At 68.1% G+C, this 19,902-nt stretch carries 21 protein-coding genes and 1 tRNA gene; 14 read left to right on the top strand and 8 right to left on the bottom strand.

Features of this window, described 5'->3' with window-relative positions; all coding sequences use genetic code 11:
* Complete coding sequence (locus tag G6N45_RS12390) at positions 1-603, bottom strand: maleylpyruvate isomerase family mycothiol-dependent enzyme (protein WP_163722605.1); 603 nt, start codon at positions 601-603, stop codon at positions 1-3.
* Between the two features lie 64 nt (positions 604-667).
* Here G6N45_RS12390 and G6N45_RS12385 point away from each other — a divergent pair, with 64 nt between their 5' ends.
* Positions 668-1,102 (top strand): MarR family winged helix-turn-helix transcriptional regulator, encoded by a 435-nt coding sequence (locus G6N45_RS12385; RefSeq protein WP_163722604.1) that lies wholly within the window; start codon positions 668-670, stop codon positions 1,100-1,102.
* A 2-nt stretch (positions 1,103-1,104) separates the two neighbouring features.
* Here G6N45_RS12385 and rho read toward each other — a convergent pair whose 3' ends face one another.
* The 6 genes from rho to argS form a co-directional block, all read right to left on the bottom strand.
* Complete coding sequence (gene rho, locus G6N45_RS12380) at positions 1,105-3,087, bottom strand: transcription termination factor Rho (protein WP_179965314.1); 1,983 nt, start codon at positions 3,085-3,087, stop codon at positions 1,105-1,107.
* Positions 3,088-3,394: 307 nt separating this feature from the next.
* Positions 3,395-4,339, bottom strand: a complete 945-nt coding sequence (thrB, locus tag G6N45_RS12375) for a homoserine kinase (RefSeq protein ID WP_163722603.1) — start codon at positions 4,337-4,339, stop codon at positions 3,395-3,397.
* Between the two features lie 11 nt (positions 4,340-4,350).
* Positions 4,351-5,430 carry a threonine synthase gene (gene thrC / locus G6N45_RS12370; protein ID WP_163722602.1) on the bottom strand — a complete coding sequence of 360 codons (1,080 nt, stop codon included), beginning with the start codon at positions 5,428-5,430 and terminating at the stop codon, positions 4,351-4,353.
* On the bottom strand, positions 5,427-6,755 hold the full coding sequence (locus G6N45_RS12365) for a homoserine dehydrogenase (RefSeq protein WP_163722601.1): 1,329 nt from the start codon (positions 6,753-6,755) through the stop codon (positions 5,427-5,429). Before G6N45_RS12365 ends, thrC begins: the two co-directional genes overlap by 4 nt.
* 4 nt (positions 6,756-6,759) lie before the next feature.
* The gene (gene lysA, locus G6N45_RS12360; RefSeq protein WP_163722600.1) at positions 6,760-8,178 is read right to left on the bottom strand and encodes a diaminopimelate decarboxylase; all 1,419 of its coding nucleotides are present in this window, start codon (positions 8,176-8,178) and stop codon (positions 6,760-6,762) included.
* Positions 8,175-9,827, bottom strand: coding sequence for an arginine--tRNA ligase (argS, locus tag G6N45_RS12355; protein ID WP_163722599.1), 1,653 nt, complete (start codon positions 9,825-9,827; stop codon positions 8,175-8,177). Before argS ends, lysA begins: the two co-directional genes overlap by 4 nt.
* A 100-nt stretch (positions 9,828-9,927) precedes the next feature.
* On the opposite strand from argS, the gene G6N45_RS12350 reads away from it, so the two are divergent.
* The 13 genes from G6N45_RS12350 (at position 9,928) to G6N45_RS12290 (ending at position 18,701) form a co-directional block, all read left to right on the top strand.
* A tRNA-Arg gene (locus tag G6N45_RS12350) sits at positions 9,928-10,000 on the top strand.
* Between the two features lie 429 nt (positions 10,001-10,429).
* Positions 10,430-10,630, top strand: a complete 201-nt coding sequence (locus G6N45_RS12345) for a helix-turn-helix domain-containing protein (protein ID WP_163722598.1) — start codon at positions 10,430-10,432, stop codon at positions 10,628-10,630.
* Positions 10,631-10,784: 154 nt separating this feature from the next.
* Positions 10,785-11,177 carry a hypothetical protein gene (locus G6N45_RS12340; RefSeq protein ID WP_163722597.1) on the top strand — a complete coding sequence of 131 codons (393 nt, stop codon included), beginning with the start codon at positions 10,785-10,787 and terminating at the stop codon, positions 11,175-11,177.
* The gene (locus tag G6N45_RS12335) at positions 11,170-12,537 is read left to right on the top strand and encodes an AAA family ATPase (protein WP_163722596.1); all 1,368 of its coding nucleotides are present in this window, start codon (positions 11,170-11,172) and stop codon (positions 12,535-12,537) included. Before G6N45_RS12340 ends, G6N45_RS12335 begins: the two co-directional genes overlap by 8 nt.
* The gene (locus tag G6N45_RS12330; protein ID WP_163722595.1) at positions 12,534-12,704 is read left to right on the top strand and encodes a hypothetical protein; all 171 of its coding nucleotides are present in this window, start codon (positions 12,534-12,536) and stop codon (positions 12,702-12,704) included. Before G6N45_RS12335 ends, G6N45_RS12330 begins: the two co-directional genes overlap by 4 nt.
* Positions 12,697-12,984 carry a hypothetical protein gene (locus tag G6N45_RS12325; RefSeq protein ID WP_163722594.1) on the top strand — a complete coding sequence of 96 codons (288 nt, stop codon included), beginning with the start codon at positions 12,697-12,699 and terminating at the stop codon, positions 12,982-12,984. The genes G6N45_RS12330 and G6N45_RS12325 overlap by 8 nt, the downstream gene beginning before the upstream one ends.
* A gap of 334 nt (positions 12,985-13,318) precedes the next feature.
* A complete protein-coding gene (locus tag G6N45_RS12320) occupies positions 13,319-13,543 on the top strand; it encodes a hypothetical protein (protein ID WP_163722593.1) in 225 nt (74 codons plus the stop codon).
* Between the two features lie 4 nt (positions 13,544-13,547).
* Positions 13,548-14,120, top strand: coding sequence for a hypothetical protein (locus tag G6N45_RS12315; protein ID WP_163722592.1), 573 nt, complete (start codon positions 13,548-13,550; stop codon positions 14,118-14,120).
* A gap of 176 nt (positions 14,121-14,296) precedes the next feature.
* On the top strand, positions 14,297-15,154 hold the full coding sequence (locus tag G6N45_RS12310; protein WP_163722591.1) for a phage major capsid protein: 858 nt from the start codon (positions 14,297-14,299) through the stop codon (positions 15,152-15,154).
* A 598-nt stretch (positions 15,155-15,752) separates the two neighbouring features.
* Positions 15,753-16,013: an HNH endonuclease gene (locus tag G6N45_RS12305; RefSeq protein WP_246228971.1), complete on the top strand. Its 261-nt coding sequence runs from the start codon at positions 15,753-15,755 to the stop codon at positions 16,011-16,013.
* An 18-nt stretch (positions 16,014-16,031) separates the two neighbouring features.
* Complete coding sequence (locus G6N45_RS12300) at positions 16,032-16,364, top strand: hypothetical protein (protein ID WP_163722589.1); 333 nt, start codon at positions 16,032-16,034, stop codon at positions 16,362-16,364.
* Positions 16,365-16,453: 89 nt separating this feature from the next.
* The gene (locus G6N45_RS12295) at positions 16,454-17,158 is read left to right on the top strand and encodes a hypothetical protein (protein ID WP_163722588.1); all 705 of its coding nucleotides are present in this window, start codon (positions 16,454-16,456) and stop codon (positions 17,156-17,158) included.
* 235 nt (positions 17,159-17,393) lie between these two features.
* Positions 17,394-18,701: a hypothetical protein gene (locus G6N45_RS12290; RefSeq protein WP_163722587.1), complete on the top strand. Its 1,308-nt coding sequence runs from the start codon at positions 17,394-17,396 to the stop codon at positions 18,699-18,701.
* A 7-nt stretch (positions 18,702-18,708) separates the two neighbouring features.
* Here the strand turns inward: G6N45_RS12290 and G6N45_RS12285 are convergent, their stop codons facing one another.
* The gene (locus G6N45_RS12285; protein ID WP_163722586.1) at positions 18,709-19,845 is read right to left on the bottom strand and encodes a tyrosine-type recombinase/integrase; all 1,137 of its coding nucleotides are present in this window, start codon (positions 19,843-19,845) and stop codon (positions 18,709-18,711) included.
* Between the last annotated feature and the right edge of the window lie 57 nt (positions 19,846-19,902).

Here is a 19,902-nt window from a genome sequence, read left to right as displayed (position 1 = left end):
CTATTCGGCCGCCGAGGCGATTGTGGCCTGCCTGCCGGTGAGCAGCAGGAGCAGATCGCGGATCGGCGCGGCCACCTCCCGCCCCTCCCCGACCGCGAAGTCGGCATCCGTAGCCACCAGTCGCCGACCCGCGCAGCGTTGGCGGGCCCGGAACGGGAAGCCCATGTCCCACGCCCGCTGTGCGGCGGTGACCGCCGCGTCGGTGGGCATCGGGCGGTCGATACCCAGCGGGACGCACAGGTCCTGCCCGTGCACCAGCACGTCGATCAGCGGTTCGACCGCTGAAGTGCCCGGCGGGTGGCGCCGCGAGTCGGCGACGGTACGCAAGGTCGACGCGATCTCGGCGGGAGTGCTGCGGTCGGCGCGAGCCATGCGATCGACCACGGCGTTGAACCGGAAGCCGCTGCGCGCGGCCTCGAACAGCATCCGGGGCAACGGAAGGGTGCCATGGGTGAGGTGCGCCGCCACGTCGCGCACCGTCCAGCCGTCGCACAGCGACGGGGTGTCCCACACGTCCGGGGCGCCGGCGTCGACGGCTTCGATGAGGTCGGCGAGTTCACGGCGCTGCGTTCCGATGTGCCGCCAGACGGTCTGCTCGTCCATGCGCCCTCCGATAGTCAGGATTACTGACTAATTTAGTCAGGTCCTCGTACTAAAGTCAACGGGTATGACAGAGCAGCCCGGGACCGCGGTGTTGATGTTCATCGCCCATCGCGATGCCGAGAGCCGGGTGATGGCCGCGCTGGAGCGATCGGGCGTCACCGACGTGACCGTCGCGCAGTCGCGGCTGCTCCAGAGGCTGAGCCCCGGCGGGTCCAGGCTCACCGACCTCGCCGAGGAGGCGCGGGTGACCAAGCAGACCGCCGGCTCGCTGGTCGACCAGCTCGAACGGGGCGGCTACGTCATCCGCCGGCCCGATCCGAGTGACGCGAGGGCGCGGCTAGTGACGCTCAGCGACAAGGGCGCCGACCTCTGCCGGACGGCCGCCGAGGAAGTCGCGCGGGTGGAACACCAGTGGCGCGAACATCTCGGCCCGCAGTCCTTCGAGGCGCTGCGGGACGCGCTGATCTCGTTGCGTGAGATCAGCGACCCCTACCGATGACGTCAGTCGTGGTCGTTGCCGCCGGGGGTGTTCTTCGACACCTGAACCAGGAACTCGTAGTTGTTCTTGGTCTTGCGCAGCTGACTCATCAGCAGGTCGATGGCCTGATGCGGATCCAGCCCCGACAGCACCCGACGCAGCTTGTGCACGACGGCGAACTCGTCGCTGGAGAGCAGCAGCTCGTCCTTGCGGGTGCCCGACGGGTTGACGTCGACCGCGGGGAACACCCGGCGCTCGGAGATCTTTCGGTCCAGCTTGAGCTCGGCGTTACCCGTGCCTTTGAACTCCTCGAAGATGACCGTGTCGCCCGTGGAGCCCGTCTCGACCATGGCCGTGGCGATGATCGTCAGCGAGCCACCCTCCTCGATGTTGCGTGCCGCGCCGAGGAATCGCTTCGGCGGGTACAGCGCGGTCGAGTCGACACCGCCGGAGAGGATACGGCCCGACGCCGGGGAGGCGTTGTTGTAGGCGCGACCCAGGCGGGTGATCGAGTCCAAAAGCACGACGACGTCCTTGCCGTCCTCGACCAAGCGCTTGGCCCGTTCGATGGCCAGCTCGGCGGCCTGCGTGTGGTCTGACGGCGGCCGGTCGAAGGTCGAGGCGATGACCTCACCCTTCACCGAGCGCTGCATGTCGGTGACCTCTTCTGGTCGCTCGTCGACGAGCACGACCATCAGGTGGCATTCGGGATTGTTGCGGGTGATCGCGTTGGCGATGTCCTGCATGATCGTGGTCTTACCGGCCTTGGGCGGCGACACGATCAGGGCTCGCTGGCCCTTGCCGATCGGCATGATCAGGTCGATCACGCGGGTGGTCAGCTTGTCGGGAGTGGTCTCCAGGCGCAGACGCGTGTTCGGGTACAGCGGAGTGAGCTTCTGGAACTCGGGCCGCTTCCGGGCTTCGTCCACCGGCTTGCCGTTGACCGAGTCGAGCCGCACCAGCGGGTTGAACTTCTGCCGGGCGTTCTGTCCCCCGCCATCGCCGTCCTTGGGGACGCGCACCGCACCGGTCACCGCGTCGCCGCGGCGCAGACCGTTCTTGCGCACCATGTTCATCGACACGTACACGTCGTTCGGCCCCGCCAGGTACCCGGAGGTACGGACGAACGCGTAGTTGTCGAGCACGTCGAGGATGCCGGCCACCGGCTGAACGACGTCGTCCTCGCGCAGCTCGGTGTCGCGGTCGTTCCCGCCGCCGCCTTCACCGCCGCGCTCACGGCGCCGGCGATCACGGAACCGGCGGCCGCGACGACCCTGCCGGTCGCCACCGTCGTCGTCGTTGTCGTTCTGCCCGCCGCCGCGCTGGTTGTCGTTCTGACCGCCGCCGCGCTGGTTGTCGTTCTGAGCGCGCTGGTTGTCGTTCTGACCGCCGCTGCGCTGATTGTCCTGACCGCGGCCGCCGCCGTCGTTCTGGCTGCGGGCGGGCCTTTCGGTCTTCTCGGACTGGTCCTGGCGACCCTGGTTGTCCTGGCGACCCTGGTTGTCTTGGCGACCCTGATTGTCCTGGCGACCCTGGCCGCGACCCTGGTCGGTCTTGCGCACCGCGGAGTCGGCCGCCGGTTCGGCGGCCTCCGGGCGGGCATCGTCGCGGCCCTTGGGCTGGTCGGGAGAATCGGGACCGCCCTGCTCGCGGGAGGCGGAGCGTCGCTCGCGACGCGGCGGGGCGGCGGCCGGCGCCTGCTCGACGGCACGGTCGGCCGCCGGAGCCGGCTGGCTCGGAGCGGCCTCGGCGGCCGGAGCGCCGCTGTTCTTCTCGCCGCGCCGTTCGCGGATCGCCGCGATCAGCTCGCTCTTGCGCATCCCGGACGCGCCCTCGATGCCGATCTCCTTGGCCATCGCACGCAGTTCAGGCAGTACGAGGCTGGTCAGCGCGCCGCGGCGCGCTGGGGCCGCGGCGGGCGCGGCCGGGGTGTCTGTGGCCACGGCGGTGGGCATCGCATCGCTGTCGGAGCCGCCGCCAGCCGTGATGAGGTCCGTATCAGTCACGGATTTCCTTTCTTCCCCCGCTGAACTTCGTCATTCGAGGGTTCTGTGCGTCCAGTCGATCCGCTGAACGCTGAGGTCACGCCATTGCCACTGCAACGGTGATCGCCGGGGTTCGCCGGGATACGGCGCAACCGTCAGTCCACAAATTGAGCACCTGAAAGAATGGGTCGTCCTGAGGTCTCCGCAGTCGGCGCAGGTAGAGACGCTGCGATTGCTGGACGAGAGCGAGGATAACCCGCATCTGGGCCGGAAGCAAGAAACACCGTGATCCGCCTGTTGCGTGTGTGACTGACCGGGTGAACGATGGTCAGGGCCGGACGGCCACCCCGGACGACCACTTCACGCCCTGTCCGACGGGTGTCCTCGCGACCGAGAACCCGAGCTTCCGGCCGGACTCCAGGGCTTCGCCCGGCAGTTCGGTGCGGGTGCTCAGTGCCAGTACTGCGGGCCCGGCGCCTGACAGCACTGCCGCCACTCCACAACGCCGCAGCACCGCGAGGTATTCCGCCGAGGCCGGCATGGCCGGCGCGCGCTGCGGCTGGTGCAGCAGGTCCTCGGTGGCCGCCATCAGCAGGTCGGGCCGTTCGGTCAGGGCGACCACGAGCAGGGCCGCGCGGCTCACGTTGAAGCGGGCATCGACGTGGCTGACCTGTTCCGGCAGCAGGATCCGGGTTTCGGCCGTCGAGGACCGCACTGCGGGGATCGCGGTGAACAGAGTGATGTCGGGATGCAACCGGATCGGGGCGGCCGCATAGCGTGGCGTGCCTGCGGTGTTCTGCGTCCACGAGACCACCGCCCCGCCCAGTACGGCGGCCGACGCATTGTCGGGGTGCCCTTCGAACTCCGAGGAGACCTGCACCAACGCCTCGACGCTCATCGGAACTGAACCTGCCTGTGCGGCAAGACCATTGGCCGCCGCGAGACCACCGACCACCGCAGCCGCCGACGATCCGAGGCCGCGGGAGTGCGGAATGGCGTTGGTGCAGCGGACGATCAGCCCGGCGGCGGACACCGAGGTCTCCTGCAGGCCCCGCTCGATGGCGCGCACGACGAGGTGGGTGCGGTCCAGCGGCACCTGACCTTCACCCTCCCCGCGGACCTCGACGATCAGGCCGGAACTGGTTGTCTCGACGACGATCTCGTCGTACAGGCTGACCGCCAGGCCCATGCTGTCGAAACCGGGGCCGAGGTTGGCACTGGACGCCGCGACCACCGCGGTGGCCGTCAGCCCAGGAGGCAGAGTGCGAGTCACGGGCGACGCCTCTAGACCAGACCGAGCTTCGCCACCACGGCGACCGGGTCGACGGGCACCGGGATGACGGCGGGCATGCCCTTGAGCGCGGTGTCAGGATCCTTCAGACCGTTTCCGGTGACGGTGCACACCACCGTGGAACCCCTGGCGACCCAACCGTCTTCGATCGACTTCAGTAGGCCGGCGATGCTCGCCGCCGACGCGGGCTCGACGAAGACGCCCTCGGCGCGGGCGACGAGGTGGTAGGCGGCGAGGATCTCCTCGTCGGTGGCCGCCAGGAAGCGCCCGTCGGACTGCTGCTGAGCTTCGACCGCCTGGGTCCACGACGCGGGCGAGCCGATGCGGATCGCGGTGGCGATGGTCTCCGGGTCGCTGACCGGCTCACCGAGGACCAGCGGGGCGGCGCCGGCGGCCTGGGTGCCGAGCATCCGCGGCAGCCGGCCGGCCAAGCCGTCGCGGTGGTACTCGGTGTAGCCCTTCCAGTACGCGGTGATGTTGCCGGCGTTACCGACCGGCAGCGCGTGCACGTCCGGCGCGTCACCGAGTGCGTCGACGATCTCGAACGCGGCGGTCTTCTGGCCTTCGATCCGGAACGGGTTGACGGAGTTGACCAGTGACACCGTGGGGAAGTCGGAGGTCAGCTTGCGCGCCAATTCCAGGCAGTCGTCGAAGTTCCCGTCGATCTGGATGATCTTGGCGCCGTGCATGACCGCCTGGGCGAGCTTGCCCATCGCGATCTTGCCCTGCGGCACCAGCACCGCACAGGTGATGCCCGCACGCGCGGCGTACGCCGCGGCCGAGGCCGACGTGTTGCCCGTCGACGCACACAACACCGCCTGCTGACCGCGCGCCACCGCCTCGGTGACCGCCATCGTCATCCCCCGGTCCTTGAACGACCCGGTGGGGTTGAGGCCCTCGACCTTCAGATGCACGGTGCACCCGGTGTATTCACTCAATCGCGGCGCCGGCAGCAGCGGAGTGCCGCCCTCGCGAAGGGTGATCGGGGTCCAGGCGTCGTCGATGGGCAGCCGCTCGCGGTAGGCCTCGATCAGGCCCGGCCAGGGCTGGTGCACGGCACGTGTGGTGCTCACTCGGTGGTCCCTTCCATCCGCAGGACGCTGTTGATGCTCGACACGACCTCCAGATCAGCCAGTGCCGCAACGGTTTCCGACAGTGCGGCGTCGGTGGCCTGGTGGGTCACCACGACGATGCGCGCGCCGCAACGCTGGCCACCCTCGTCGACCATGCCCTCCTGGCGCACCTCGGCGATGCTCACCTCGTGCTTGGAGAACTCCGCCGCGACGGCTGACAGCACGCCGGGGCGGTCGGTCACGTTCATGTTGACGTAGTAGCGGGTCGGGATGAAGCCGATGGGCGCGACGGGCAGCTTCGCGTACTTGGACTCTCGGGGTCCCCGGCCGCCCTGAACGCGGTTGCGGGCGGCCATCACCAGATCGCCCAGCACGGCCGACGCGGTGGGCGCTCCCCCGGCGCCCTGGCCGTAGAACATCAGTCGGCCGGCCGCCTCGGCTTCCACCACGACGGCGTTGAAGGCGCCGTTGACCGACGCCAGCGGATGGTCCAACGGCACCAGGGCCGGGTACACCCGTGCCGAAACCCGCTGCTGCCCTTCGTCGTTGGTGAGCCGCTCGCAGATGGCCAACAGCTTGATGGTGCAGCCCAGCGCGCGCGCCGACGCGAAGTCGGCCGACGTCACCTTCGTGATGCCCTCGCGGTAGACGTCGTCGGCGGTGACCCGGGTGTGGAACGCGATCGAGGCCAGGATGGCCGCCTTGGCGGCAGCGTCGTAGCCCTCGACGTCGGCGGTCGGGTCCGCCTCGGCGTAGCCCAGCGCGCTGGCATCGGCCAGGGCGCTGCCGTAATCGGCGCCTGTGCTGTCCATCTCGGAGAGGATGTAGTTCGTGGTGCCGTTGACGATGCCGGCCACCCGCAGCACCGTGTCGCCGGCCAGCGACTGGGTCAGTGGCCGGATGACCGGGATCGCGCCGGCCACCGCGGCCTCGAAGTAGAGGTCCACGTGGGCGTGCTCGGCGGCCTGCGCCAGCTCGCCTGCCGACACGGCCATCAGCGCCTTGTTCGCGGTGACCACCGACTTGCCCCGCTCCAGCGCGGCCAGGATCGCCTTGCGCGCCGGCTCGACGGGCCCCATCAGTTCGACCACGATGTCGACGTCGTCGCGGGAGACGAGCTCGTCGATGTCGTCGGTGAGCAGCTCCACCGGCACGCCGCGATCGTCGGCGACCCGGCGGACCCCGATGCCGCGCAGCGCCAGTGGCGCCCCGATACGCGCGGTCAGGTCGGCTGCGCTCTGCTCGATGATGCGCACCACCTCGCTGCCGACGTTGCCCAGCCCGAGCACGGCCACACCGATTTCGCGGTCCTTGTCGTCGCTCACCGCGTCACCTCACTTCCAGACTCAACAGATCGTCGACCGTCTCCCGGCGCAGGATCAGGCGGGTTCGCCCGTCGCGCACGGCCACCACGGCCGGCCGGCCGATCAGGTTGTACCGGCTCGACATCGAATAGCAGTATGCGCCTGTGGCGGCGACGCCGAGCAGGTCGCCTGGGCGCACGTCGTCGGGCAGCCATGCGTCGCGCACCACGATGTCGCCGCTTTCACAGTGCTTGCCGACGACCCGGCACAGCGCCGGGGCGGCGTCACCGGCGCGGGAGAGCAGCCGGACGTCGTACTCGGCCCCGTACAGCGAGGTCCTGATGTTGTCGCTCATCCCGCCGTCCACGCTGACGTAGCGGCGCTGGCGGTCCGCGGCGACGGCCACGTCCTTGACGGTGCCCACCTCGTACAGGGTGATGGTGCCAGGGCCGGCGATGGCGCGCCCCGGTTCGACCACCAGCTTGGGCGCGGGCAGACCCACGGCGGCCGACTCCTGCTCGACGATGGACCCGATCTTGGCCGCGAGGTCCTCCATCGGCGGCGGGTCGTCGGAGGGCAGATACGAGATACCCAGACCGCCGCCGAGGTCGACGATCGACATCTGGGCGGTCTTGTCGACACCGAACTCGGCGACGACGTCGCGCAGTAGTCCGATCACGCGGTGCGCGGCCAGTTCGAAGCCGGCGACGTCGAAGATCTGGGAGCCGATGTGGCTGTGCAACCCGACCAGGCGCAGGTGGTCGGCCTCGAACACCTTGCGTACCGCCGCCATTGCCGCGCCACTGGCCAGTGACAGCCCGAACTTCTGATCCTCGTGCGCGGTCGAGATGAACTCGTGGGTGTGCGCCTCCACCCCGACCGTGACACGGATCAGCACGTCCTGCACGACGCCGGCCTCACGCGCGATCGTGTCCAACCGCTCGATCTCGGTCATCGAGTCGACCACGACGTGCTCGATGCCCGCCTTCACCGCGGCGGTGAGCTCGTCGACCGATTTGTTGTTGCCGTGCAGGGCGATTCGCTCCGCGGGGAAACCCGAGTGCAGTGCCACCGCCAGCTCGCCGCCACTGGCCACGTCGAGGGACAGGCCCTCCTCCGCGATCCACTGCGCCACCTCGGTGCACAGGAACGCCTTGGCCGCGTACCGCACGTGATCGCCGCCGCCGAACGCCGCCGAGATCTGCCGGCAGCGGGTGCGGAAGTCGTCCTCGTCGATGACGAACACCGGGGTGCCGTACTGGGCGGCGATGTCGGACACCGGCACACCGGCGATCGTCACGACACCGTCGTCACGGCGAAGGGCGTTGCGGGGCCACACATTCGGGGCGAGGGCGGCCACCTCCGCAGCGGTCTGCGGGCGATCGGGGGCGCCGGCGTGGTACGCCTCTTCGGCGTGGCGGGGGCCGGCGGGATGTGCGATCACATCCGCTCCGGGGCGCTGACGCCGAGGATGCCCAGTCCGTTGGCGATGACCTGGCGGGTGGCCGTGCACAATGCCAGCCGCGCCGCATGCAGCTCACCGGGCTCCTCGTCGCCCTGCGGAAGGACACGGCAGGAGTCGTAGAAGCGGTGATAGTCGCCTGCGAGATCCTCGAGATAGCGCGACACCCGGTGCGGTTCACGCAAGGCCGCGGCGGTGGCGAGCACCCGCGGGAACTCGCCGATGTTTCGGATCAGCGTGCCTTCCTTGTCGTGGGTCAGCAGGTCGAGGTGCGCGGTGTCGGGCGCGATGCCCAGCTCGGCGGCGTTGCGGGCCAGCGCGCAGAGCCGGGCGTGCGCGTATTGCACGTAGTAGACCGGGTTTTCGGCTGATGCCGACGACCACAGCGCGAGGTCGATGTCGATCGGGGTGTCGACCGAACTGCGGATCAGGGCATAACGAGCGGCGTCGACGCCGATCGCCTCGACCAGGTCGTCGAGGGTGATCACGGTGCCGGCCCGCTTGCTCATCCGGACGGGCTGGCCGTCACGGACGAGGTTGACCATCTGGCCGATGAGCACCTCGACGGTGTCGGGATCGTCGCCGAGCGCCGCCGCGGCGGCCTTGAGCCGCGCGATGTAGCCGTGGTGGTCGGCGCCGAGCATGTAGATGCACAGATCGAAGCCGCGCTGGCGCTTGTCCAGGAAGTAGGCGAGGTCACCGGCGATGTAGGCCGGCTGGCCGTCGCTCTTGATGACCACGCGGTCCTTGTCGTCGCCGTAGTCGGTGGTGCGCAGCCACACCGCGCCGTCGGCTTCGTAGATGGAGCCGTTCTCCCGCAGCTTCGCGATGGCCTGATCCACCCGGCCGGAGGTGTGCATCGAGTCTTCGTGGGTGTAGACGTCGAAGTCGGTGCCGAACTCGTGCAGCGAAGCCTTGATGTGGTCGAACATCAGGTTCACGCCGATCGCGCGGAAGGTCTCCCGCATCTGCTCGGCGGGAAGACTCAGCGCGTCGGGTTCCTTGGCGAGCACCTGCGCGGCGATGTCGCCGATGTAGGAGCCGGCGTAGCCGTCCTCGGGTGCCGGTTCGCCCTTCGCGGCGGCGATCAACGAATTCGTGAACCGGTCGATCTGCGCGCCGTGGTCGTTGAAGTAGTACTCCCGTACCACCTCGGCGCCCTGCGTGCTGAGCAGCCGGCCCAGCGCGTCGCCGACCGCCGCCCACCGGGTGCCGCCGATGTGGATGGGACCGGTCGGATTGGCCGAGACGAACTCCAGGTTGACCTTGCGCCCGCTCAGCTCGGCGGACGTGCCGTAGCCCGTACCGGCGGCGATGACGTCGCCGACCAGGACGTTCTGCGCCGAGGCCTCGATGCGCAGATTGACGAACCCGGGCCCGGCGGTCTCGGCCGCCGCGATGCCGGCCTGCTCGGCCAGCGCGGCGGCCAGCCAGTCGGCCAGCTCGCGGGGGTTGGCGCCGACCTTCTTGCCGAGCTGCAGAGCCAGGTTGGTGGCGTAGTCGCCGTGCTCGGGATTGCGCGGGCGCTCCACGGTCACGGTGGCCGGCAGCGCGGAGGAGTCTAGGCCGTGCGCGTCGAGCACCGCGGCAGCGGTGCTGCGGAGCAGCTCGGCCAGATCGGCGGGGGTCACGAGGGACCATCCTATGGTCTGGGGCCTTCCCGACCCGAATCCGTTTCCCCTCGTGGATGCGCTACGCTAGCGACGCCCGAATGGCGCAGTCTCATCATGCGCCCCCGTAGCTCAGGGGATAGAGCGTCTGCCTCCGGAGCAGAAGGCCGCAGGTTCGAATCCTGCCGGGGGCACCCACGAACCTGCAGGTCAGCCTGCAATTCCTGAATCCCGTTGGGCTCTGCACGATCTGCGACCGATCACGATGGCCGCCGAAACGGCCTCCTATGTTTGCTGGCCCGAGACCCTCACCGGCGCGCTGACGCGGCCCTTTGCCGGGCCACCAATTTGGCCGCCACTGCGCTCCGCTGGCCCTGCGAGCCACCCCTCAGTTATCCACAGCCGTCTCGCGTTCAGTCGCTCCCCCGACCGGTCTGTAATGCCTTACAGCTAACCCCACCCTGTGGATAACCGTTCTCTTCCCACACCGTGTGACATACACGGTAATGCCTGCTAGCTGACCACGAAGAGCCTTGCGAGCAACGAATTTCACTGGTGTCATTGGCAATTGGAGAGCAAACAGCGGCCACGGCGGTCGCTCGGTACACCAGAGGAGAGTTCACATGCCGCCCGTCACCTATCAGCGACCCCGCCGGGTCAACGTCACACAGGCAGCCGAGTATGCGGGCTGCTCGGTGCGCACGCTGCGCGGCCTCATCGCAGCCGGGAAGCTGCCCGTCTACCGGATCGGCCCCAAGACCTATCGCGTCGACCTCGACGAGCTGGACAACCTGATGCGCAGCGGGGTGCTGGGTGTCGCCTAGGGCGGCTGAAACGCTGAGGGGGGGCACCTGCGTCGGTGCCGCCCCGGCTTCTCCCCGAAGCGCGCTCAGCCTACCGCCGCATACCGACGCCCCCAGGCTCGACGTAGGCCTCGACCTAATCTGTGCGCTGCTGTGGGGTGGAGACCAGGCCGTCTTGCGCCTGGTCGTCGATGACGACCTCGACCCACCCGCCGACCGCATCGTCGCCACGATCCGACAGATGGGCACCGACGGGCGCGCCGTGAGCCCGGCGACCGTCAGCGACCAGTTGATGCGACGCCCGGCGAACGGCCCCACGACCGCAGTTCTCGCGGCGCTGCGCGACGCCACCACACGCAGGGTGTGCCCCGAGGCCGCCCGTGACCTCGGGGCCGCCGTGGTGGCACGGTCACTGCGCCGCCGCATCGAATCAGCCGGACACGCAATGCAATCGGCCGCTTACGCCGAGAACGAGACCGACTTGGTGCCGATGGTCGCCCATATCGCCGCCTCTGTCGCCGAGTGCGGACACCGCCTCGCCCTCCTGCGGGGTGAGGCCGGTGAGTGACCTCAACGGCTTTCACTTCGACGCCATCACCCTCTCCAATGTCAAACCCGAACGGGTGGAATGGCTTTGGCCGCACCATCTTCCACGGGGCAAGGTTGTCACCCTCGATGGCGACCCCGGCGTCGGAAAGTCCACGCTGGCCCTCTCGTTCGCCTCGACCGTCACCAACGGCGGTCGCTGGCCGGACGGCACCGGCTGCCCCATCGTCGGCGACGTGATCCTGATGTCGGCTGAGGACGGCCTGGCCGACACCATCGTTCCCAGGCTGATTGCAGCCGACGCCGACACGACCAGGGTCCACGCGGTGCGCGGCGTCCCGCTGCCCGGCGAGCACGGCGACCTGCGGATGGCGGTGCTGACCGACATCGGTGCCATGCGCGACCTCATCGAGGACACCGGGGCCGTGTTGCTGGTGGTCGACGTGCTCATGGCCTACCTGCCGTCAGGGACCGACTCTCACCGGGACCAGGACGTGCGCCGCATCCTCGCACCGCTGGCCCGGCTCGCCGACGAAACCGGCTGCACCATCCTGCTTCTGCGCCACCTCAACAAGGGCAAGGGCGATCCGCTGTATCGCGGCGGCGGCTCCATCGGCATCGTCGGCGCGTCACGGGTCGGCATGGTCGTCGCACCGCACCCTGACGACGAGAACGTGCGCGTGCTGGCGACCGTCAAGAACAACCTCGCTGCCATCGCCCCCGCGATGACCTACCGGCTTGTGAGCACCGAGGGTGGCGTGGCTCGCGTGGAGTGGATGGGCGAGAGTGACCACAGCGCGAGGGATTTGCTCGACGCTACAGACGAGGGCGACACACCCCACGCGGCGCAGGAGTGGCTGCACGACTATCTGCAGCAGGAGGGCCGGGCACCCTCTGCCGAGGTGAAGGTCGCCGCCCGCAAAGCCGGGTTCTCCGAACGCACCATCAAGAGGGTGGCGAGCAAATTGGGTGTGGCCGCCGAGTCATATGGCTTTCCGCGTCGCACGCATTGGTCACTGCCGCAGTCGAATACACAGTCGGGTCACCAGCCCACAGCACCTATAGGGCTTGGCCCAACTGGCCCAACTGGCCCAGCTGGGTCTGACCAGGACGAACGCGGCGAGCCGATTGGCCCCACTGCACAGTCGGGCCAACGTATGAGTACTGGCCCCACTGGCACTCCCACAGCCCGAAGCGGTCACTCTGTCAGCCCGATTCAGGGCAACGCCACCGACCGCCCCGAGGACAACTTCGGCCCTCCATGCTCCGTCTGCGGCAAACCCGTCGTCGCCGCCCAGGGCGACACACACATCAGTTGCCGCCGCGTAGTGATCGCCCGCAACAAGGCCGCGCTCGACGCCCCGCAGGAAGACACCGCGTGACCGACGAGGTGAACGCCACCCTCCGCGACGCAGTGATCCGACTCGCCGCCAGCACCCCGGCGGCTTTGCTGACGTGCGAGCACTGCGGCGGCAACTTCTACGCGAAGCGCCGCAACACCAGGTTCTGCAGCTCACAGTGTTCTAACGAGAGGAAACGCCATGCCTGACAACGCATTTGACCCGAGCTCATTGGAGGTGCCCAAGGCGGCAGACCTGCGACGCGCCGTCGAGGCCGTACTGCTGTACCGGGACCAGGACATATCAGGCGTCGGCATGGTCCTGGACGAAGCCGCCGCCGAGCACCGCACCACCCACGTCGTCGCCGCGCTGCTGTTCCTGCTCAACAGGGAACTCGACCAGCAAGCACGTTTCCACGGGGAGGACGCCGTCGTGGGTGCGCTCCGCACCATGATCGCCGCCGTCGCCGCCACCGAGGAGGACGATTGACCGATGCGCCGCGACCCGACCGCGACCGTCACCGGCATCGAAGTGCGGGTGCGGCCCGACGGCTCAGTCGCCACCATCTGGCGCGTCTGGTGCCCGCTATGCCGAGGCTTCCACAACCACCGGCCCACCGGCACCCGCCACCTCAGACAAGCCCCCTGCACACCGTGCAGCGGCCTGCACATCGAACCCCCCACCCCACGAATCATCGAAAGGCGAAATGTCATCGACCAACGGCCACACACCGACCCCACCCGCATCGCCCAGCAGCGCCGCGCCGCCTACATCGAGGCGTGCCGCACTGCGGGCCGCGACACCGCTCTGCACGAAGATCGCCATGACGATGCTCTGGCTGGCAGTCCTCGACCGTGACGACGACGCCATCACGCGGGCCCTGGCCCTGCTGCCCGACGACCCCGAGGTGCGCGGCATCGCCCTCGGCATGGCCCGCATCGGCCTGAACGCCGAGCCGCGCCTGCGCTGCGACGCCGCCCGCAGCTCGCTCTTCGACTACCTCGAAGTGCTCGACCTCTCACACCGCACCGCCACAGCAAGGCACTGACACCATGACCGTAAACACCGACAGCGCAACCGATTCCGAAACCGCCGGCGAACCGACCGAGGGTGAAACCGCCACTGCCGCAACGGATTCCGCGACCGCCGAGCCGAGCGTGGACAGCGACGACAGCACCGGCAGTGAGGCTGACGAAACCGATGCTGCAACTGAGGAATCCGAGGAGCCGAAGGCCGACCGCGAAGCGGCTCGCTACAGGCGGCAGCTTCGCGACACCGAGGCCGAACGGGACCGGCTGGCCACCCAGGTCGAGAGCTACCACCGCGCCGAGGTCGAACGCCTCGCCTCCTCGCGGCTGATCGACGCCCGCGACTTCTGGGCGGGCGGTGCCACGCTGGACTCACTGCTCAACGACGCCGGGCAGGTCGACCCGGTCCGCGTCGCGCAGGCGGTGCGCGACCTCGCCGCCTCCAGGCCGCACTGGTGCAAGAACGCCGCAGCCCCGGCGGGCAGCGTCACACCCGGCGCACGCAAACCCGACACCTCGGGCGACGACGACGCCTCGACGACGACGTGGGGCGACGTGTTCACCCGCGCCCGCACCGGCACCGTCGAGGCCGGTTGAGGGTTGTGAGCGCGGCAATCCTGCCGCACACTGGCATCTGTCACCCGATCACCGGCCCGTGGCCGACCGGCTGACACGAATGTCCCTGGTGGACACCGCGACCGGCCCGTGGCCCTCGCGTGAATCACACGTCGGGCCTGTGCATGCGCCGGGCCCGGTCCACCGGGAGTCACCACATGACGTTTCTATCCTCCAGTGCTGCAGGCATTCTCAAGCCTGAAGAGGTCCACGCACTCATCGTTCAACCCACCCAGGAAGCCTCGGTCGCGATGTCGACGGCGACCGTCGTCCCCACCAGCTCGGCTGAGTTCCGCTTCCCTGTCGTCACCGACGACGCCGGAACGGCCTGGTACAACGAGGGCGAGGACATCACCCTCACCGACCCGACGGTCGACGAGCTGGTCGCCCGCCCGAAGAAGATCGCGTCGCTGACGAAGGTGTCACGAGAGCTGGCCGAGGACAGCTCACCCGAGGCGACCGCTCTGGTCGGCGCGAGCGTGGCCCGCGACATGGCACGCAAGATCGACCAGGCCTGGTTCGCCGCCTCGACACCGAAGGGCCCGGCAGGCCTGGCGTCGCTGATCGGCACCGCAGGCGCTGTGCCGGGCGGCTCCTACGCCAACGCCGACGACTTCGCCGAGGCCATCAGCCTGATCGAGCAGACCGGCTCGACGCCGACCGCGTTCGTGGCGAACGCCTCCACCGTGCTGGCGCTGTCCAAGCTGAAGAAGGCCAGCGGCTCCAACGAGCCCCTGCTGAGCCCGAACCTGGCGACCGGCGCGACGCAGCGCATCGAGCGCCAGCTCCTCGGCGTGAGGCTGTGGACCACACCGGACACCGCGCTCGACGACGACGAGGTGTGGGCATACGACCGCTCGAAGGTGTTCGTGGTGCTGCGCAAAGACGTTGACCTGCAGGTCGACCCGAGCTTCTTCTTCGGCTCCGACAGCCTCGCCGTGCGGTGCGTGATGCGACTGGACTTCGCCTTCCCGCACGCCGCGTCCGTGGTCCACATCGGTTCCGACGGCAGCTAGCACGGTAGCCCGCGAGACTGGTGGAGCAGCAGCCTGTTTCGCGGGAACCGAGAGCACCTAGCCTGCGTCCTGATCCTCCGCGCCGGCCGGTGTGCTCTCCAGGCCCTCGGCCCCCGGCGACACTCCTCTCCTTGTGACGCCGGGGGCCGGGGCACCCCGCGAGAGGAGCCTCATGCCGAGACCACGATTCAAGCCCGGCCAGCAGCACCCGAACTGGCGAGGCGACGACGCCAGCTACAACGCGATCCACTACCGGCTGCGGTCTGCTCGGGGCAGCGCCCGCGACCACCCGTGCGTCGACTGTGAGCAACCCGCGAAGCACTGGAGCTTCTCAGGTTGTGAGGCCGAGAAGCCGCGCCGCCGCGACGCCGCCGGACGTGTGGTCTCCCCGCCCTACTGCTGCCACCCCGAGCATTACGAACCCCGTTGTGTGAGTTGCCATCTCCGCAAGGACGGCGCAGTCGAGCGGCTCCGCAAACCCGTTGCGAGACAGGCGGTTTGAGCCATGGCCCGAGCACCAAAACACTGTGGCCGCAACGGATGCCGACGACTGGTCACACCACCGGCGAAGCGCTGCCCCGAGCACGTCGGCTGGAACATGAGCCCCCGCACCGCGTCGTCAGTCGCGACTGACCGCCACCACTGGCGCAGCGTGGTCCGGCCCGCCGCCCTGGCCCGCGACCGCTACCAGTGCCAGCTCCGCATCCCCGGCCTCTGCGTGGGCCGCGCCACCGATGTGGATCACATCGTCGAGGTCGCCGACGGCGGCTCCGACACCCTCGACAACGCCCAGTCCTGCTGCGCGCCTTGTCATCGCAGAAAGACCGCCCAGCACGCCGCGAAAGCCCGCCACCGATAACCACTCTTGGAGGACACCATGACCGCTGTTGGATCACCGCAGCAGGCAGCCGAGAAGATCACCGCTGACCTGTCGCTGCTCGCCGACAAGCTCACCACCCTGCGGGGCCGACCCGACTGGACACCGGAGCACGACGCCCTGGTGGCGTCGGGCGTCGAGGCTGTCGCCCAGGCCGCCACCGCCACAGAGTCGGATCGCGCCCGTCGGGCCCGCGCAGCAGACGAGCAGCGAGCCGACGACCTGGCCCGCGCCAAGGCCGCTCGCTCTCCGCACCGCACCCCGGCCCGCGACCGGCAGACCGGCGGCCCCGCTGGCGTGGTCAAGGCCGCGAAGGGCCGCGCACGCAAGTAAGCCTGTCCCCTCTCGTAGCTGACGAACGGCTCTGAGAGGGAACAGAATTCGTTGTGGCGGCTCCGGTCGGTTACGCGTAACCTGTCGGCATGCCTGAAGTGACGCGTAACTGCGAGTACTGCAACGAACCCTTCACCCCGACGCCAGGGCCAATGGCGGCCAAGCAACGCTTCTGCTCGACCAAGCACCGCGTCTACGCGTCTCGTAACAGCGACGGTGTTACGAATGGCAAGCGCGCCAACCCTTCTCGTAACAGCGACGGTGTTACGAATGGCAAGCGCGCCAACCCTTCAACGACCTCTACCTCTTCGGTGTCGAAGCCCTCTTCGCCCGAATCCTCTTCGGCACCGATGTCTCCTAACACCACCACTGTTACGACTACGGATGAGGCCGAGCTGCGCCGCAAGATCCGGCGCGAGGTCGAAGCCGAGTACCAGGCCCAGCTCGACGCCGAGCGCAACAAGCACCAGACCGCCGTCGCCGCACTCAAGGCCGACGGCCTGATCACACGGTCGCAGTGGAAGAAGCTCATCGCAGCCCTGCACTCCGACACCCACGGCGACCAGTGCAACCTGCCCGTCACGAAACTCGACGAGGCATTCACGATCCTCACCAGCGACCCGCGCATCGAACTGCTGCTCGTCAAGGACGAGAAGGTCCGGTTGCCCACCGACCTGCCGACGACGATGGACGAGATGCTCAGGCGCAGAGAGGCCACGCGGGCCAGGAACCAGGCACGCGCCCAGAAGGCCGCGCAGACCCGCGCCGCGAACAGGGCCGCGAAGCAGGGCTGAGAGGCCCTCAGTCGACACACCCACACCACCACACCACCGACACCCCGAACGTCGCTCCACGGCCCACACAGCCCCAGCAGCACACACCCCGGCACCAGACCCCTCCCCACCCGCGCAAACCCCACCGGCACGAACTGCACTTTCAGTTCTGTACGGGTCAGGGACTCTTAGCCCGAGGAATTTCTCAGGGCGGGAAATGCACCGTTTGCCCGGCCGGAGGGTGGATGGTTGTCATGTGCAGATTCTCGCTTCGGCGCTTCCTGGTTTCCGCGACCTGCGGGCACCGCTCGCCGCCGGCTACATGTGGCTGGTCTTCCTTTGCATGCTGATCAAGCCGGACATCAACACGCGACCATCCAACGAAGTCGCCGCCGCCGTCTACGACTTAGCGGTGACCGCTGGGCCAATCTGGATCGGACTCGCCACCGGCATAGTCGCCTACTTGATCGGATCGGTCTCGCAAGCGGCATCGCCCTTGCTAAGCCAAGGTATGACTGCCTACTTTCGACGGTTTGATAAGTCTGCGGGCGAACGGATCAAGAAGGGCGACTGGGGAAGAATCACCAGGGCTTACCGCAGGGTCGCGGCGGTCGGCACCGGATCGCAGCACGATGTGATTCATGAGTACGAGATGCAAGCAGCCGGAAGGCTGTACCAGCACCCCACCATCACCGAGGATGGCAAATTCGTGAATCCGGATAAGGAGATCGGCGAGAAAGGCAGCGCAGCACGCAGAGCTCTAGAGGCGGAATTGGAGCTACCGGCAACTCTGCTACTCGGCAACGAACCCATGCTGTTCTCGGAAGCCGACAGGCTTAAAGCGGAAAGAGAACTGCGCCTGGCAGTAGTACCCCCACTCTTTGTAATCACGATGTACCTTGCCTGCACCCAATCGCGATGGTGGCTCCTGGCGCTGATCCCCGTCGTCGTGTTGCTGGCACAAGGCCACACGCGAAACCTCGCTTTCAGGTCACTGATGATCGGAGCAGTGCAATTGGGTGTGGTGCGCTCGCAAAGCGTCGAGAACTTCAAGTCATGGGTTGAGAACATCCCTGCGCACACACCCGAGCAGCGAGAGATCTACGCGAGGATGTATCCCGGTCATCCTGACTACGGACCGGTCCGAATCGAGATAGCAGGCCGCAAGGACGCCATGCCGCAGACGCTAGTAGCCGAATTCAACGAATTCTCAGATGGATTCGCATATCGCGGGTTCACGCCGGATCTGTTCTACCGAGACCCCGGCGGTGAAAACCAGGCCACAGCCCGAGCAATATCGATCTTTATTGACACCAGCTTTGCGCCAGAGCCGCTCGCTGAGGCGGCCGCAGCAGCCGTTGATGTAGTGAGAAACTGGGTCACAACAGGATTCGACCGCTTAAGTGTGCCACTAACTGCTACGCGGGATCCCGTCACAGTGGAACTTCACGGACCGGATGGTGAACTACTCAAGCGACTCAGTATCCAAGGATCCGAAATCGCTGATCAATCCACCCAACACGCATCGGAAACGGGCGAGCTTGAGCGAGCGCGCGGGATCTGAGTCGACCCTAGTTGAGGTGTGCCTTAGCCTCGATTTCGGCCAGCTTCGACAGCGCATCGGCGATCACTGCGTCCCGGCCATCGACCTGCTGCTGATAAAGCAGGCTTGCCTTCGCCGTCGTGTGCCCGAGCCGTGACATGGTCTCCACCAGGTTGCCAACACGAGCCGTCTGTGTCCCGGCGAAGTGCCGCAGATCATGGACCCGAACCCCTTCGCGCTCAATGGCTTTCAGTGCAGGCCGGAACACCGAGTCGGCGAACACCTTGTCGTTGAGGTGCTCGCCCTTGCCGTTGGGGAACAGCAGCGCGTCAGCGTCCGGCGTGACATGCACGTCGAGATGGTGCTTGACGGCCTCGCGAATGTGCGGCGGCAGCACCACCTTCCGCGGCTTCGTGGTCTTAGGTGTGTCGACGCGGGTAACTCCGTCGCGGCGAGTAACCGACCGCGCAACGGTAAGGATCTTGCAGCCCTCGCTGAGGTCGCGGCGGCGAAGCTCAGCGACCTCGCCCCACCGCAGCCCGCACCACGCCGCCAGGAGGATCAGCGCTCGCCGGTTGTCCGGTGCGGCCTCGGCGAGCCGAGCCATGTCGGGCACCGACAGGATCACCGGCTCACGGCGGCGGTGGGTGTTCATCGCGCCCTCGATCTGGCACGGGTTGGTCGCCAGCAGGCCGTCTTTGACTGCCGTGGCCAGGATGGAGTGCAGCAGCCCATACGCCTGCGAGTTGCGGCGTACCTTCACACCGTCCAGAGCGGCGTACCAGCCGCGAACGCGGGCCGGGGTTATCGAGGTGACCGGCAGCCTGCCCAGTGACGGCTCAATCAACTGAGCGAGCTGCGACTCGTACAGCGACCGAGTGCGCGGCTTGAGCTTGCGCTGCTCGATCCACTGCCTGCCGTAGACGGCCAGCCGCACACCGGCCACCGTCGCCGCAGCGGCCCGCTCAGCCGGTGGCGTCCACTCGCCGCGCTCGATCAGCCGCCGCTCGACGCCGAGCCAGTGCTCGGCGTCGGTCTTGGCCGTGTAGGTCGTCGCCGCGTAATGCCGGGGCCCGCCCAGCGGCCACACGTAACTCGCCTGGTAGCGCTTCGACCTCATCCGCACGACGTGGCCCCACCCTCGTCGCCCTTGCTTCCCGCCCATGCTGTTTGCTCCTCCTGCACGATCTCTGCACGATCTGTACTTCGTCACAGTACGCGC

Source organism: Mycolicibacterium psychrotolerans (genome assembly GCF_010729305.1).
Lineage (GTDB): Bacteria > Actinomycetota > Actinomycetes > Mycobacteriales > Mycobacteriaceae > Mycobacterium > Mycobacterium psychrotolerans.
This window is presented reverse-complemented; position numbering and strand designations above follow the sequence as displayed.

Coding starts and splice junctions, on each gene's coding strand:
- G6N45_RS12390 (WP_163722605.1), bottom strand. CDS start 603: ATGGACGAGCAGACCGTCTGGCGGCACATCGGAACGCAGCGCCGTGAA.
- G6N45_RS12385 (WP_163722604.1), top strand. CDS start 668: ATGACAGAGCAGCCCGGGACCGCGGTGTTGATGTTCATCGCCCATCGC.
- G6N45_RS12345 (WP_163722598.1), top strand. CDS start 10,430: ATGCCGCCCGTCACCTATCAGCGACCCCGCCGGGTCAACGTCACACAG.
- G6N45_RS12325 (WP_163722594.1), top strand. CDS start 12,697: ATGCCTGACAACGCATTTGACCCGAGCTCATTGGAGGTGCCCAAGGCG.
- G6N45_RS12320 (WP_163722593.1), top strand. CDS start 13,319: ATGACGATGCTCTGGCTGGCAGTCCTCGACCGTGACGACGACGCCATC.
- G6N45_RS12315 (WP_163722592.1), top strand. CDS start 13,548: ATGACCGTAAACACCGACAGCGCAACCGATTCCGAAACCGCCGGCGAA.
- G6N45_RS12310 (WP_163722591.1), top strand. CDS start 14,297: ATGACGTTTCTATCCTCCAGTGCTGCAGGCATTCTCAAGCCTGAAGAG.
- G6N45_RS12305 (WP_246228971.1), top strand. CDS start 15,753: ATGAGCCCCCGCACCGCGTCGTCAGTCGCGACTGACCGCCACCACTGG.
- G6N45_RS12300 (WP_163722589.1), top strand. CDS start 16,032: ATGACCGCTGTTGGATCACCGCAGCAGGCAGCCGAGAAGATCACCGCT.
- G6N45_RS12295 (WP_163722588.1), top strand. CDS start 16,454: ATGCCTGAAGTGACGCGTAACTGCGAGTACTGCAACGAACCCTTCACC.
- G6N45_RS12285 (WP_163722586.1), bottom strand. CDS start 19,845: ATGGGCGGGAAGCAAGGGCGACGAGGGTGGGGCCACGTCGTGCGGATG.